At 44.2% G+C, this 14072-nt stretch carries 13 protein-coding genes and 1 pseudogene; 13 read left to right on the top strand and 1 reads right to left on the bottom strand.

What is annotated here, in order from left to right:
* Positions 1-3: 3 nt before the first annotated feature.
* The 3 genes and pseudogenes from saoB (at position 4) to saoD (ending at position 1704) form a co-directional block, all read left to right on the top strand.
* The gene (gene saoB / locus ACTNA4_RS06600) at positions 4-795 is read left to right on the top strand and encodes an ABC transporter substrate-binding (seleno)protein SaoB (protein WP_441029213.1); all 792 of its coding nucleotides are present in this window, start codon (positions 4-6) and stop codon (positions 793-795) included.
* A 128-nt stretch (positions 796-923) separates the two neighbouring features.
* Positions 924-1344: pseudogene (locus tag ACTNA4_RS06595) on the top strand (hypothetical protein); the annotation flags it as partial.
* 27 nt (positions 1345-1371) lie between these two features.
* Complete coding sequence (saoD, locus tag ACTNA4_RS06590; RefSeq protein WP_427808108.1) at positions 1372-1704, top strand: DsrE-related protein SaoD; 333 nt, start codon at positions 1372-1374, stop codon at positions 1702-1704.
* Positions 1705-1761: 57 nt separating this feature from the next.
* Here the strand turns inward: saoD and ACTNA4_RS06585 are convergent, their stop codons facing one another.
* A complete protein-coding gene (locus tag ACTNA4_RS06585; RefSeq protein WP_441017150.1) occupies positions 1762-2052 on the bottom strand; it encodes a hypothetical protein in 291 nt (96 codons plus the stop codon).
* A gap of 191 nt (positions 2053-2243) precedes the next feature.
* Here ACTNA4_RS06585 and ACTNA4_RS06580 point away from each other — a divergent pair, with 191 nt between their 5' ends.
* The 10 genes from ACTNA4_RS06580 to ACTNA4_RS06535 all read left to right on the top strand — a co-directional run bounded on the left by ACTNA4_RS06580 (position 2244) and on the right by ACTNA4_RS06535 (position 13966).
* Entirely contained in the window at positions 2244-3014 is a 771-nt protein-coding gene (locus tag ACTNA4_RS06580) for a TatD family hydrolase (protein ID WP_427808128.1), read from the top strand.
* Positions 3015-3063: 49 nt separating this feature from the next.
* Positions 3064-3936, top strand: a complete 873-nt coding sequence (gene rsmA / locus ACTNA4_RS06575; RefSeq protein WP_427808104.1) for a 16S rRNA (adenine(1518)-N(6)/adenine(1519)-N(6))-dimethyltransferase RsmA — start codon at positions 3064-3066, stop codon at positions 3934-3936.
* Between the two features lie 19 nt (positions 3937-3955).
* Positions 3956-4636, top strand: a complete 681-nt coding sequence (locus ACTNA4_RS06570; protein WP_427808102.1) for a TIGR00266 family protein — start codon at positions 3956-3958, stop codon at positions 4634-4636.
* Positions 4637-4826: 190 nt separating this feature from the next.
* A complete protein-coding gene (locus tag ACTNA4_RS06565; protein WP_427808100.1) occupies positions 4827-6209 on the top strand; it encodes a citrate/2-methylcitrate synthase in 1383 nt (460 codons plus the stop codon).
* A gap of 152 nt (positions 6210-6361) precedes the next feature.
* Positions 6362-6874, top strand: a complete 513-nt coding sequence (locus ACTNA4_RS06560) for a MarR family winged helix-turn-helix transcriptional regulator (protein ID WP_427808098.1) — start codon at positions 6362-6364, stop codon at positions 6872-6874.
* Positions 6837-8585 carry an ABC transporter ATP-binding protein gene (locus ACTNA4_RS06555; protein ID WP_427808096.1) on the top strand — a complete coding sequence of 583 codons (1749 nt, stop codon included), beginning with the start codon at positions 6837-6839 and terminating at the stop codon, positions 8583-8585. The genes ACTNA4_RS06560 and ACTNA4_RS06555 overlap by 38 nt, the downstream gene beginning before the upstream one ends.
* A gap of 3 nt (positions 8586-8588) precedes the next feature.
* Positions 8589-10496 carry an ABC transporter ATP-binding protein gene (locus ACTNA4_RS06550; protein ID WP_441029211.1) on the top strand — a complete coding sequence of 636 codons (1908 nt, stop codon included), beginning with the start codon at positions 8589-8591 and terminating at the stop codon, positions 10494-10496.
* A gap of 284 nt (positions 10497-10780) precedes the next feature.
* Positions 10781-12217 carry a M20/M25/M40 family metallo-hydrolase gene (locus ACTNA4_RS06545; protein WP_441029209.1) on the top strand — a complete coding sequence of 479 codons (1437 nt, stop codon included), beginning with the start codon at positions 10781-10783 and terminating at the stop codon, positions 12215-12217.
* Positions 12218-12251: 34 nt separating this feature from the next.
* On the top strand, positions 12252-13265 hold the full coding sequence (locus tag ACTNA4_RS06540) for a transglutaminase domain-containing protein (RefSeq protein ID WP_441029207.1): 1014 nt from the start codon (positions 12252-12254) through the stop codon (positions 13263-13265).
* On the top strand, positions 13265-13966 hold the full coding sequence (locus tag ACTNA4_RS06535; protein WP_441029205.1) for a DUF3878 family protein: 702 nt from the start codon (positions 13265-13267) through the stop codon (positions 13964-13966). The genes ACTNA4_RS06540 and ACTNA4_RS06535 overlap by 1 nt, the downstream gene beginning before the upstream one ends.
* Positions 13967-14072: the final 106 nt, after the last annotated feature.

Raw genomic sequence — 14072 nt, 5'->3', positions numbered from 1 at the left:
CAGATGAACAGTGATAAAAAGATTGTGGTTTTTCTGGCAGGTTTTATTCTGGTCGGAGTTATGGTAACCGTTTTCTTCCCGAAGGAAAGGGAGAAAAATGGGGATGCAGTGATCCGGATCGGTGCAGGAGACGATATCTCCGGAGTGCTGATGAATGAAACGGTTGATGAATTGAGTGGTAAATATACGATCGCGGAAACTATGGAGAGTTCTTCCTTTAAAGATTGTTGAAGTAATATGGCTCAGTGGGCACTGAGTGCGGATGAGATCAATGTTGCGTTTTATTGCGGTCATATCGCACAGCATACGGTTGAGGAAAATGAGAACGTCATGATTTATGGACCAACCGTGATGAATGCAGAAGTGATCTGTTTTAAAGATAATTTTGATCAGGTAAGAACGGTTGGAGTCAGTCAGGGAAGAGAGCAGGAAAAGGCAGTTGCGCAGAAAACCTACCCCCAGATTGAAAAATTTGAGGAAATTACGCAAAAAGGAATTCTGTATTCTCTGGAAGACGGACAGGTGGACGCAGTGATTCAGAATTTAACAAAGGCTGCGGGAGTGCCATCTTACTTGTGCAAGCCGATTTCTGACACGGATTATATTTCCTATGTTATCGTCGTTGACAAAAAGTTTGCTCAGACGGAAGCGTTTGCAGATTTTATAAATAGCTACAACAAAGCAGTTGACAAGCTGAATAAGCCGGAATACCTGGCAGAGAAACTGGGAGTGGAAAAAAGCTGGCTTCAGGATAAAACAATTCAATTTTTACGGTTAGAAGAAAGTGAGGATTAGAAAATGTCCATATCAGTAGAAGGAATTTCGAAAACTTTTAAGGGCAGGAAAAGAAGCTACGGCTTAAGTGACAAAAGAAAAAGGAATTGCAATTAATTATTTTAGAAGGAAAGCAATTGAATATGGAACAGAATGTAGAGCGTAAGTTTAATAGCAGACAGAATCAGGTGAGACATTATATTTTGGAGTTTACAGTGAATGAAGGCAGAGCATTTAATCTTGAGGAAGATAAAGCAGGTGTGCTTCAGGAACTGTCTATGACGGAGCAGGAATATTGGGACTGTATCCGCGGTATCCGGCGAACCGGTCTTTGTAAAAATTGTGAATGGAGAAGTGGCAGATTATGCGCCGAAGACGCTTCATGCGCTGACTTTTCCACTCGGAGAATTGTCGAATTGGGCAGGTTCATGCTGAAATGTCATGAATTTCTTCTGCAGCAGTGCAGAATTCGACCAGTATGTTACTGAAATGGAGCTGGACCCGGACAACCTTATCAAAGCAGATATTCACATCGCGGTAAGAGAGGCGAAGGCTACATTTGAAGTATAAAAACATTTTTACAGGAGGTTTTATACCATGAAAGTAGCTTATTTATTGGAATCCGAACACGCAAGAGAAATCCTTGAGAACATGATTATTCCTCAGATGGAAGAAGATCGTCACGGAGTTGAGGTTGCTGGTATGATGTTCTTCTTCGACAATGCATATATGCTTGTCGAAGGATCTGATATCGCTGCAAGACTTCAGAAATTAAGTGAGAAGACAGGCGTTCTTCTGATGGCATGCGACAGATGCTGTTACCAGAGAGATATCGCTGACAAGCTGATCGCACCGGCAGGAATCGGATGTTTCCCGAACGTATACGCAGCACTTGCACCGGCAGGAGTAGATCAGGTGATTACTCTGTAAAAATATGAAACAAAAATGGCGGGAAATTCACTTGAATTTCCCGCCATTTTTGTCAGCTTAGCTGAGTTCAATTTTTACAGCTTCTTCCGGTTTGAAATCATTTGCCAGATCGTACAGGTTATGACCTGTAGATTCACTGAGAACTCTTCCTTTGTAGGAATAGCAGCGGATAAAACGTCTGTTGTCGATAGATGACCAGTGTTCTACATCCCATGTAAGATATCCGTCAGCATCGGATCTTGGTGCCGGGAGATATACATCAACCTGACGTCCTGCTACCATGATATCAATCAGTCCCTGAGTATCAGCCTCTAATTCTACATTGTTTACAGTATCATATACTTTCATTGCAAAAACCTCCTTTAACTTGCTGGATGGATAGTCGCCCCGACTTCCATTTTTACACTACCTCTAGTATACATAAGTAGGAGACAAGGGGCAAGAGAAAAATATATTTTTCTTTAAGAAAGAATGTGATATACTACAAATGTATCATGCAAATTGGTATGGACTATAGAGACAAATGAAGGGTGACAAAAATGATATTTGATACACACGCTCATTATGATGATGAGCAGTTTCAGGAAGACCGGGATGCGCTTCTGGAAGCAATGCCGTCCCTTGGGGTAGGAACGATTGTAAATGTAAGTGCCACGTATGAATCTTGTTTACACGCAGTGGAGCTTGCAAAGAAGTATCCGCATGTGTATGCGGCTGTCGGGATTCATCCGGATGAGGTGGGGGTTCTTGATGAGGAAAAGTTCGCAAAGATGCGGGAATTTTTTAAAGAGGATAAGGTGGTTGCGGTTGGAGAAATCGGTCTGGATTATTATTGGGATAACGAATCGCATGAGGTTCAGAGAAAGTGGTTTGTACGTCAGCTTGAACTGGCAAAGGAACTGAATCTCCCGGTGGTGATCCACAGCCGTGATGCTGCTGCGGATACAATGTATGTGATGGAGAATTATGCGAAAGATCTTGAGGGTGTGATTCACTGCTATTCCTATTCAAAAGAGATGGCTGAGGAATATGTGAGGATGGGATTTTACATTGGAATCGGCGGAGTGGTTACGTTTAAGAATTCAAAGAAGATGAAAGAAGTCGTGGGGGCAGTGCCACTGGAGCGTATCCTTCTGGAAACAGATTGTCCTTATCTTGCACCGGAACCGTTTCGGGGTAAGCGGAATCAATCATCTTATTTATTATATGTTGCAGAGCAGATTGCTGAATTGAAGGGGATTTCGGCAGAAGAAGTGATTGCCACAACGGAAGAAAATGCACGCAGAATGTATCGGCTGGATCCTGTTTAGCAGGCAGAATCCCTGCCGTATTATGTGAGAAACGAGAGGAGACAGCAAAGTGAAAGAACCGACATTAGGGAATCCGCAGAATACCATTGAGATTCTGCAGAAATATCGATTCAATTTTCAGAAGAAATTCGGACAGAATTTTCTGATTGATACGCATGTACTGGATAAGATTATCCGGGCAGCGGACATTACGAAGGATGATTTTGTGTTGGAAATCGGGCCGGGGATTGGAACGATGACGCAGTATCTTGCATGTGCGGCGCGAGAAGTGACGGCGGTGGAGATTGATAAAGCATTGATCCCAATCCTGGAGGATACTTTATCAGATTATGATAATGTGACAGTGATTAACGAAGATATTCTGAAAGTGGATATTGCTGCGCTTGCAGAAGAGAAAAATGGAGGAAAGCCGATTAAGGTGGTTGCGAATCTTCCATATTATATTACGACACCGATTATCATGGGACTGTTCGAAAATCATGTGCCGCTGGAGAGTATTACAGTTATGGTGCAGAAGGAAGTGGCAGACCGAATGCAGGTAGGACCAGGTACAAAGGATTATGGTGCTTTGTCGCTTGCGGTTCAGTATTATGCCGAACCGTATATTGTTGCAAATGTACCGCCGAATTGTTTTATGCCGAGACCTACTGTGGGATCTGCTGTGATCCGACTTACCAGACATGCGCAGCCGCCGGTACACGTCAGAGATGAAAAACTGATGTTCCGGATTATCCGGGCATCGTTCAATCAGAGGAGAAAGACGCTTGCGAACGGGCTTAAAAACTCGCCGGAATTGGATTTGCCGAAAGAGGTCATCAGTGAGGCAATCGACCGTCTGGGAAGAGGGGCAAGTATCAGGGGAGAGGCTCTTACACTGGAAGAGTTTGCAGAACTTGCAAATCACATCGGTGAGCTGATGTAGAATATAGGAGGAAACAAGTATGAGGTATCAGATACAAGGTGACACATTACCGGTAGTAATCTGCGAACTGGAGGATGGGGAGCAGATGGTGACAGAGAGAGGATCTATGTCATGGATGTCTCCGAATATGAAAATGGACACATCTACCAATGGAGGAATCGGTAAAGCATTCGGAAGAATGTTTTCTGGAGAATCCATGTTTCAGAATACTTACACGTCTCAGGGCGGGAAGGGACTGATTGCATTTGCATCCAGTTTTCCGGGTTCGATTAAGGCGTTTGAGGTGAGACCGGGACAGGAATATATTTTTCAGAAGAAGGCATTTCTGGCTTCGGAAGCAGGAGTAAGCCTGACCGTGCATTTTCAGAAAAAAGTAGCCTCTGGACTGTTCGGAGGGGAAGGTTTTATCCTGCAGAGAGTATCCGGAAATGGAATTGTATTTGCAGAATTCGATGGACACGTTGTGGAGTATGATCTGCAGCCTGGACAGCAGATCGTGATAGATTCCGGATATCTTGCCGCAATGACTGCGAGCTGCCAGATGGATATCCAGACGGTACCGGGACTTAAAAATATGGTATTCGGAGGCGAAGGACTGTTTAATACTGTAATTACCGGACCGGGGCATGTATGGCTTCAGACGATGCCAATCAGCAGTGTTGCAAATGCACTGAGACCGTATTTCCCAGCTGGAAATTAATGTAACAGTTTTTGTCAAATCTGCTTGGCTCAGAACAGTAACAATTAATAATTAGGTTATAAAACTTTAAGAATTATAGGATTGTATTTTTGTATACTATTTGATAGAATAGAGCAACACACCAAAATTGGAGACGCTTGATGGCGAAAGGTACTTATTGGTTTAAGACAGAAAGAAAGGGGTATGGTAGATGACCAATAACGGAAAAACTGTGGAGCAGGTGTTGTTCGAGAATACACCGGAGATTGAGAGACTTGCGGCGCTCTGTGAGAAGAGTAATGCGATCGACAAGGAGCTTTACACGGAATATGATGTGAAGCGTGGTCTTCGGGATGTGAATGGGAAGGGTGTACTTGCCGGGCTTACGAATATTTCGGATGTCTGCGCAAAGAAGATCGTGAATGGCGAAGAAGTCCCTTGTGAAGGCAATCTCTATTATCGGGGGTATAATATCAAGGATCTTGTCAGAGGATTTCTGGAGGCAGGACACTTTGGATTTGAGGAAGTCGCATATCTTCTGCTCTTTGGAGAACTTCCGAATGCTAAGCAGCTTGCGGAGTTTCATGAGATGCTGGTGGAGCGAAGAACCTTGCCGCCGACATTTGTCAGGGATGTTATTATGAAAGCCCCCAGTCGTGATATGATGAACAGCCTGTCGCGTTCGATTCTGAATTTGTATTCTTATGATGACAAGGCAGATGACACAAGCATTCCGAATGTCCTGAGACAGTGCTTGAATTTGATCAGCCAGTTCCCAATGCTGATGGTTTACGGCTATCATGCATATAATTATCGCATGGGTGATGACCTTTATATTTATGCACCGGAGCCGGATAAATCTGTAGCGGAGAATATCCTGATGATGCTGCGTGAGGACAGACAGTATACCGATCTGGAAGCGAAGCTTCTGGATATGGCACTTGTACTGCATATGGATCATGGCGGCGGAAATAATTCGACATTTACGACGCACGTTGTGACTTCATCCGGAACGGATACCTATTCTACCGTGGCAGCGGCGATGGCTTCTCTGAAAGGCCCGAAGCATGGAGGTGCCAATATCAAAGTGACTCAGATGTTTGCCGATATGAAGAAAGAAGTAAAGGACTGGGACGATGATGATGAGGTGCGTGCATACCTGGAAGGCCTTTTGAACAAAGAGCGATTTGACAAGAAGGGTCTGATCTATGGAATGGGGCATGCGATTTACTCTGTTTCTGACCCGCGTGCAGATATCTTTAAGAGCTTTGTAGAAAAGCTTGCTGTCGAGAAGGGGTGTCAAAAAGAATACAATCTGTATGCAAAAGTAGAAAAGATGGCGCCGGAGATCATAGCACAGAAGAGAAAGATGTACAAAGGTGTAAATGCGAATGTGGACTTCTACAGTGGACTGGTATACAGTATGCTGGGAATTCCGGAGCAGCTTTACACACCGATTTTCGCGACAGCACGTATAGTAGGCTGGAGTGCACATCGTCTGGAAGAGTTGAAAAATGTAGATAAGATCATTCGTCCGGCATATAAGCCTCTGGCACCGCACAGAGAGTATGTGAAGATGGAAGATAGATCATAGTATATGAGAAGAGCAGTTGTTTAACTGCTCTTTTTGCTTACCCAAAATATAGACGAAAAGTCAAGAAAAAGATTGACATTTAGAAATATTGAAGTAAAATATGTTTAGTATCGAACAATTCGAAAACGAACTAAAAGAAAGGCGGTAGTCGGATGACAGAAAAGAAGCGGGATCAGGTCGGTCTGGTCCTCAAGCGGCTGGATCATATGATGCGCCGGAACCTGTCGATGCATGTGAAGGAAGCAGGAATCGATGAGATTACACTGATGCACGGATGGATCATTCGGTATCTGTATGAGAACCGGGACCGCGATATTTTTCAAAAAGACATTGAAAAGCACTTTTCAGTAGGACGTTCGTCTGTCACGAACGTTATTCAGTTGATGGAGAAAAAAGGATATCTTCGGAGAGAGTCGGTGGACTATGATGCCCGCCTTAAGAAAGTATTGCTCACAGAGAAAGGGATTTATACCCATGAAAAAATCGAAGGGATCATCAGTGGACTTAATGTCAGGACGCTGGAAGGAATCTCAGATGAAGAATTGGATGCCTTTTTTATTGTTACTGAGAAATTAGAGAAAAATCTTATAAAACAAAAGGAACTTTTTATCAACAAGGAGGAGAGAGATGATTCGGACATTACTGAAAGAAGTAAAAGAATTTAAAGCTGCATCAATCATAACGCCGATGTTCATGATTCTGGAAGTGCTCATGGAAATGATGATTCCGTATTTGATGGCTTCTATTATTGATGACGGAGTCAATGCCGGAGACATGGGACACATTTACAAAGTCGGAGCGGTGATGATCGTTGCAGCCTTTGTGGGGCTTTTTGCCGGAATTATGGGAGGAAGGTTCGGAGCGAAGGCTTCCACAGGATTTGCGAGAAATTTAAGAGAAGCGATGTTTCGCAATATCCAGACATTTTCATTTTCCAATATTGATAAGTTCAGCACAGCCGGGCTTGTGACAAGACTTACGACGGATGTGACAAATATCCAGAATTCCTATCAGATGGTACTCAGGATGTTTACACGTGCGCCTGCCAGCCTGATCTGTGCGATGGTGATGGCATTCCGTATTAACGCGCGCCTGGCTTCCATCTACCTGATTGCTGTAATTATTCTGGGAGGAATTTTGTTCTTTATCATGAGCAATGCAACCAAATATTTTCAGATGGCATTTCCGAAATATGATGATATGAATGCTTCTGTGCAGGAAAATGTGTCAGCGATCCGGGTGGTAAAAGCTTATGTAAGAGAAGAAGAGGAAACACAAAAATTTAAGCGGACGAGTGAGAATATTTATAAGATCTTTAAAAAGGCTGAATGCAATCTGGTTTACAATTCACCGATCATGCAGTCTACCGTTTATACCTGTATTCTGCTGATCAGCTGGCTCGGTGCAAAAATGATCGTTTCTGATACATTGACCACCGGAGAATTGATGAGTCTTCTGACATACTGTATGAATATTCTGATGAGTCTTATGATGCTGTCCATGGTTTTCGTTATGATTTCCATGAGTATGGCAAGTGCTAAACGTATTTCTGAAGTTCTAAGTGAGACCAGTGATCTGAAGAATCCGGAAGAACCGATTCATGAAGTGAAAGACGGTTCTATTGAATTCAGGAATGTGGATTTTTCTTATAGAAAAGATGCGGGAGAGCCGGTGCTGAAAGATATCAATATATGCATTCGCTCCGGTGAAACAATAGGAATTATCGGAGGAACAGGAAGTGCTAAAACTTCGCTTGTGAATCTGGTGAGCCGTCTGTATGATGTGACGCAGGGGGAAGTGCTCGTAGGCGGAAGGAATGTCAAGGAATATGATATGGAAGCCCTCCGTAATCAGGTTTCTGTTGTGCTGCAGAATAATGTGCTGTTTTCGGGTACGATTCTGGATAATCTGCGTTGGGGCGATAAAAATGCGACTCGTGAAGAATGTGAGAGAGCCTGTCAGCTGGCGTGCGCCGATGAATTTATTCAGAGATTTCCAAAAGGATATGAGACACATATTGAACAGGGCGGAAATAACGTATCCGGCGGCCAGAAGCAGAGACTTTGTATCGCGAGGGCACTGCTTAAGAAACCGAAGATTCTGATCCTGGATGACAGTACCAGTGCGGTGGATACGGCAACCGATGCCAAAATCCGCAAAGCTTTTGCTGAGGAAATACCGGATACGACAAAACTGATTATTGCACAGAGAATTTCAAGTGTGCAGAGTGCGGACAGGATCCTTGTCCTGAATGAAGGAAAAGTGGATGGATTCGGAACGCATGAAGAACTGCTTGCCGGAAATGAGATTTACCGTGAGGTATATGAATCTCAGACAAAAGGCGGTGGAGATTTTGATGAAAAGGCAGGTGAATAGAAGATGGCAGGACCAATGAAGCCGGGAGCTCCAAGAGGAACAAAACCGAAGGTTAAGAATCCCGGGAAATTATTTATAAGACTGATGAAATATGTTCTCAAAAGCTATAAGATCCATTGTATTTTCGTGTTCTTATTCATTTGCGGAAGTGTGCTTGCAAATGTGCAGGGAACCATGTTTACCAAGAACCTGATCGATGACTACATTACGCCGTTTCTGCTTTCCGACACGCCGGATTTCGGACCGCTTGCACATGCGATTGGCAGAGTGGCCGTGTTTTATGCATTGGGAGTACTGTGTACCTATTTGTATAACCGGATCATGGTCAATGTAACGCAGGGAACGCTGCGGGATCTGCGAAATGATCTGTTTGAACACATGGAAAAACTGCCGATCAGGTATTTTGACTCTCATGCTCATGGAGATATCATGTCGGTCTATACGAACGACATCGACACGTTGAGACAGATGATCAGCCAGAGTATTCCGCAGGTGATCAACAGTGGATTTACGATCATCAGTGTATTTGTCAGTATGCTGATCTTGAATATTCCGCTTACGATTGTGACCCTGGTTATGGTGGCGCTCATGATCAAAGCGTCCGGATTCGCGGCAGGCAAGAGTGGAAAATATTTCATGGAACAGCAGGTGAATCTTGGAAAGGTTAACGGATATATTGAGGAAATGATGAATGGACAGAAGGTTGTCAAAGTCTTCTGCCATGAAGAGGAAAATGAAGAACGATTCAAAGAACTGAACGATCAGCTCTTTGAGAGTGCAGACAGAGCCAATACCTTTGCCAATGTGTTAGGACCGATCAACGCACAGCTTGGAAATGTGAGCTATGTAATCTGCGCGATTGTGGGAGGTATTCTTGCGCTGAATCATGTAGGCGGATTTACACTCGGCGGACTTGCAAGTTTCCTGACTTTTAATAAGAGCTTCAGTATGCCGATTAACCAGATCAGTAACCAGCTCAATGCGGTTGTTATGGCAATGGCCGGTGCAGAGAGAATTTTCCGGATGATTGATGAACCGATTGAGAAGGATGAAGGTTATGTTACGCTGGTCAATGCAAAAGAAGAAGACGGAAAGCTTGTAGAGAGTGCGGAGCGTACCGGAAGATGGGCATGGAAACATACGCATCAGGCAGACGGAACTACAGATTATGTAGAAGTGAAAGGTCATGTAGTCTTCAACGGAGTTGATTTTGGATATACAGACGAGAAGATCGTTCTTCACGATGTGAAACTTTATGCGGAACCGGGACAGAAGATCGCATTCGTAGGATCTACCGGAGCAGGAAAGACGACGATTACCAATCTGATCAACCGTTTCTATGATATTCAGGACGGTAAGATCCGGTACGACGGAATCAATATCAACAAGATCAAGAAACCGGATCTGAGAAGGTCTTTGGGAATCGTACTCCAGGATACACACTTATTTACCGGAACGGTCAAAGAAAACATTCGTTACGGGAAACTGGATGCGACCGATGAAGAGATCATTGCAGCGGCAAAGCTTGCCAATGCAGACGGATTTATCCGAAGACTCCCGCAGGGGTATGATACCATGCTTCACGGAGATGGGGCAAACTTAAGTCAGGGTCAGAGACAGCTTCTTGCGATTGCCCGGGCAGCGATCGCAGATCCACCTGTACTAATTCTTGATGAGGCGACCAGCTCGATCGATACAAGAACCGAGCGAATCGTTCAGGACGGTATGGATAAACTGATGCACGGACGTACCACATTTGTCATCGCTCACAGATTGTCAACGGTACGGAATTCAGACTGTATCATGGTTCTCGAACAGGGAAGAATTATTGAGCGGGGAACGCACGAACAGCTTATGGGGGAAAAAGGAAAGTATTATCAGCTTTATACCGGGAATGCAATCAGCGCGTAAATGAAAAATATGGAATTTATGTCAGGGGATGTGCCCTTCGGAAACGAAGAGACATCCCCTGATGTCGTATCCGGGCACCCGATAAAACAGATTGCTTTTTCCTGTGCAATACCATATACTTTTATTTGTATGAGAGCGAAAAGAACTGGTCGGTGCTCGTTGTATATGCGTGTACCTGTCTGGACGAAGTGGGCAAGATCCCATGGGTGATGTATCACTATCGTAAATACATATGGGTCAAGGACTTGACCCGTGAGCTTTAAAAAAGAAGGAGGAAGAAAAATATGATGATTATTGGAGTGATTCTGGCGGCTCTTGCAGTGCTGATTCTCATTGTAGTGCTCCGCGCGGTCATGCTGAAGCCGACTGAAGCAAAGGAAGCAAAAGTGAAGCTTGATACGAGTCAGCGGAGTGTGGAATACGGAAAACGTCTGGCAAAAATGATTCAGAAAGAGACGATCTCCTGTTTGAATCAGGAAGACAGAAGCGAGTTCTATGAATTTCATGAGGTTTTGGAAGAATTATTTCCGAACGTGCATAAGAACTGTGAGAAGCACGTATTTAACGGAAGCCTGCTCTTTAAATGGAGCGGAAAAAGCAGTCAAAACCCGATTCTTTTTATGAGCCACCAGGATGTGGTAGAAGCAGGCGGAACTTGGGAACATGCCCCTTTCAGTGGTGACATCGACGAAGAAGGAAGAGTATGGGGAAGAGGAACGGTGGATACCAAAGGAAGCCTTTTCTGCATCTTCACGGCGATCGAAGAACTGATCGGAGAAGGATATCAGCCGGAAGTAGATGTCTATATCGGAAGCAGCTGTACTGAAGAGTGGAGCGGTGACGGAGCTCCGGCTACCGTTGAATATCTGAAAGAACAGGGAATCGAACTTGCGCTGGTACTGGATGAAGGCGGCATGATTATCGAAGAGCCGATCGGTGGAGTCAAAGGAACCTATGGCATGGTCGGCGTTGTGGAAAAAGGATATGGGGATGTCAAATTCACGGCCAGAAGCAACGGAGGACACGCGAGCGCACCGAAGAAGAATTCTCCGCTTGTTCGTCTCGGAAAATTTATGGTAGATGTAGAAAAACACAGCCCGTTCGTGAACAAATTCACACCGACACTGGATGAAATGTTCCGGCGCTGCGCTCCGAATATGGATTTTGGAATGAAAGTAATCTTTGCCAATATGTGGCTGTTCAAGCCGCTTCTGGAGAAATTACTTCCATCTATCAACTCCGTGGCAGGCGCGATGATCCACACGACACTCGCATTCACCACGGCAAAAGGATCCGATGGCCTGAACGTACTCCCCCAGGAGGCCTATGTGACCGGCAATATGCGTTTCAGCCATCACCAGCCAAATGAAGAGAGCATCAAAGCCGTGAGTGAAATCGCAAAGAAATATGATATCGAGACAGAAATCATCTGCCAGGATCCGCCATGCCCGATCGTAGATTATAACAGCAATGCATTCCGTCTTGTAGAAGAAACAGCAAAAGAAATGTATCCGGGAATCGGTATCTGCCCGTATATCATGACCGGCGGAACCGACGCAAAATACTATTCCGAAGTCAGCAAAAACTGTATCCGCTTTGCGCCGCTGTACATCGATGGGCAGCAGTACGGAAGCATTCATGCGTTGAACGAGAATATTTATCAGGGGACACTTCCGATGGGAGTTGACTTTTATAAGAATGTGGTGAAGAAGAGTCGGTAGTCATCCCTTGATGAAATAAGAGGTAATTGGATCTATGGAACCATACTATTACAACAAGATGACAAAACAGCAGCAGGCGGCATACCATGCAATCCTTCAGGGGGTGCTTGCAATTTCAGATGAATTTCAGATTCCCCGACTAGAAGCAGAAGACCTTTACAACGTGTTCTTCCGCCTTCGCCTCGACCACCCGGAAATATTCTGGGTGCCCGGCTATAAATACAAATATTATCCGGATTCACCCAATCTCATATTTGTCCCGGAGTATCTGTTCGAAAAAGGGAAAATTAAAGAGCATCAGAAAGCCATGAAGGCGAGAGTTGACAAATTAGTACGCCCGGCAATGAATTTGCCCGAGTGGGACAAAGAGAAATACATACACGATTTTATCTGTGAAAATGTACATTATGATAAGCTGAAAAAGCCATATTCCCATGAAATCATCGGTCCGCTTGGACAAGGTGTCGGGGTATGTGAGGGTATTGCAAAGTCAGTAAAGATTTTGTGTGATGCACTGGGAATCTGGTGCATCATTACAGTCTGCGGCAACAACCCGGATAAGGGGATTAAATATCGCCATACATGGAATATTGTGAAAATCGGTGGAAAATATTATCATCTGGATGCAACGTTTGATAATACGCTTGGAAAGGATGAAGTGCGTTACGATTATTTCAACCTGGATGATAAAAGTATCTTTCGGGATCATGAGCCTTTGATCGTACCGGCACCGGCCTGTATAGATGGGGATCATTTTTATTATAAAGAAAAGAAATTATCATTTACCAAAAAGGAAGAGGTATATAAGAGAGCGCTTCAGGCGGCGAAGAAAGGGAAAATGTTCACATTCCACTGGCGAGGAGGATATTTGACGAAAACGGTACTCGAAGAACTGTTGGAGTTGATCCAGAAGGCAGGAGAAGAGAAAGGAAAACGAGCAAAGATCAGCCTGAACTGGTCACAGGCAGTCATCCGATTCGCGTTTACGGAAAAAATTGGTCAGGCGGAAGTTGTGGTGGAAGAAGCAAATGAAGGAGAACTGGAATAGTGGATGCATTAGCTATGCTGCAGGAACTTCTGGAACAGGATCAATTTGAACTGGTGTTTCGGGAAAAGCAAGAAAAGGCAGACAAGGACATTCGTCTTGTTTATTTGATGAATGATGCGGTGGAGAGCTTTCTGGTGTTTAAAAGTGCAAGGATGACCGGGGAGTACCGGAAAGACTATGAAGGAGAGCTGGAAGCCTCCATCAGCCATAATGGTAAGGAGTATATTTTGATTGTACGCCAGGGAAATTCAGTGGTCACTCTGTTTTTTGATGATATATTTCCAGAGGTACATCTTTATGATTATGGAGAAATCGGACATTTCTGGGTACAGGGATACGAATATCTCAGACAGCTGGAGTATCGGATCGCAATCTTAAGAGATAAATTGTATTATCTGGGGGAGGAATTCTGCACGCCCAAGGAGCGAGAATTAGCTGCATTGTCGGAATTCCCGCCGTTGAATTATTGCTGTTATCCGGCGGTTCCGAATCAATATATTGTACCGAGAGAAGATGGATGGAGACCATCCGAAGAGGCAATCACGGTGATGGAAGAATTGGCCGGCAAGGTGAATGATAAGCGAATGAAGCGGATCCTCAGATTTTATCGAAGATATCCTCTTTCGACGGTGGCTAAAGAGATCGCACGAATGCTGCACCGGAATGCGCATGCAGAATTGGTGGATTTATTAAATAACTAAAACTTCCCACACCTCTAAGGTGTGCTGAACCTTGAAAATTCAATATTTCAGCCAATAAAAAAGGCATAAATACATTCCGTTTGGTATAATGGAATTGTCGAGAAAC

The organism is Bariatricus sp. HCP28S3_A7 (genome assembly GCF_052066375.1).
Classification (GTDB): Bacteria; Bacillota; Clostridia; order Lachnospirales; family Lachnospiraceae; genus Allocoprococcus.
Note: the sequence above shows the minus strand (reverse complement) of the source record. Positions and strands in the feature narration are given on the sequence as shown.

Coding starts and splice junctions, on each gene's coding strand:
- saoD (WP_427808108.1), top strand. CDS start 1,372: ATGAAAGTAGCTTATTTATTGGAATCCGAACACGCAAGAGAAATCCTT.
- ACTNA4_RS06585 (WP_441017150.1), bottom strand. CDS start 2,052: ATGAAAGTATATGATACTGTAAACAATGTAGAATTAGAGGCTGATACT.
- ACTNA4_RS06580 (WP_427808128.1), top strand. CDS start 2,244: ATGATATTTGATACACACGCTCATTATGATGATGAGCAGTTTCAGGAA.
- ACTNA4_RS06570 (WP_427808102.1), top strand. CDS start 3,956: ATGAGGTATCAGATACAAGGTGACACATTACCGGTAGTAATCTGCGAA.
- ACTNA4_RS06565 (WP_427808100.1), top strand. CDS start 4,827: ATGACCAATAACGGAAAAACTGTGGAGCAGGTGTTGTTCGAGAATACA.
- ACTNA4_RS06560 (WP_427808098.1), top strand. CDS start 6,362: ATGACAGAAAAGAAGCGGGATCAGGTCGGTCTGGTCCTCAAGCGGCTG.
- ACTNA4_RS06555 (WP_427808096.1), top strand. CDS start 6,837: ATGATTCGGACATTACTGAAAGAAGTAAAAGAATTTAAAGCTGCATCA.
- ACTNA4_RS06550 (WP_441029211.1), top strand. CDS start 8,589: ATGGCAGGACCAATGAAGCCGGGAGCTCCAAGAGGAACAAAACCGAAG.
- ACTNA4_RS06545 (WP_441029209.1), top strand. CDS start 10,781: ATGATGATTATTGGAGTGATTCTGGCGGCTCTTGCAGTGCTGATTCTC.
- ACTNA4_RS06540 (WP_441029207.1), top strand. CDS start 12,252: ATGGAACCATACTATTACAACAAGATGACAAAACAGCAGCAGGCGGCA.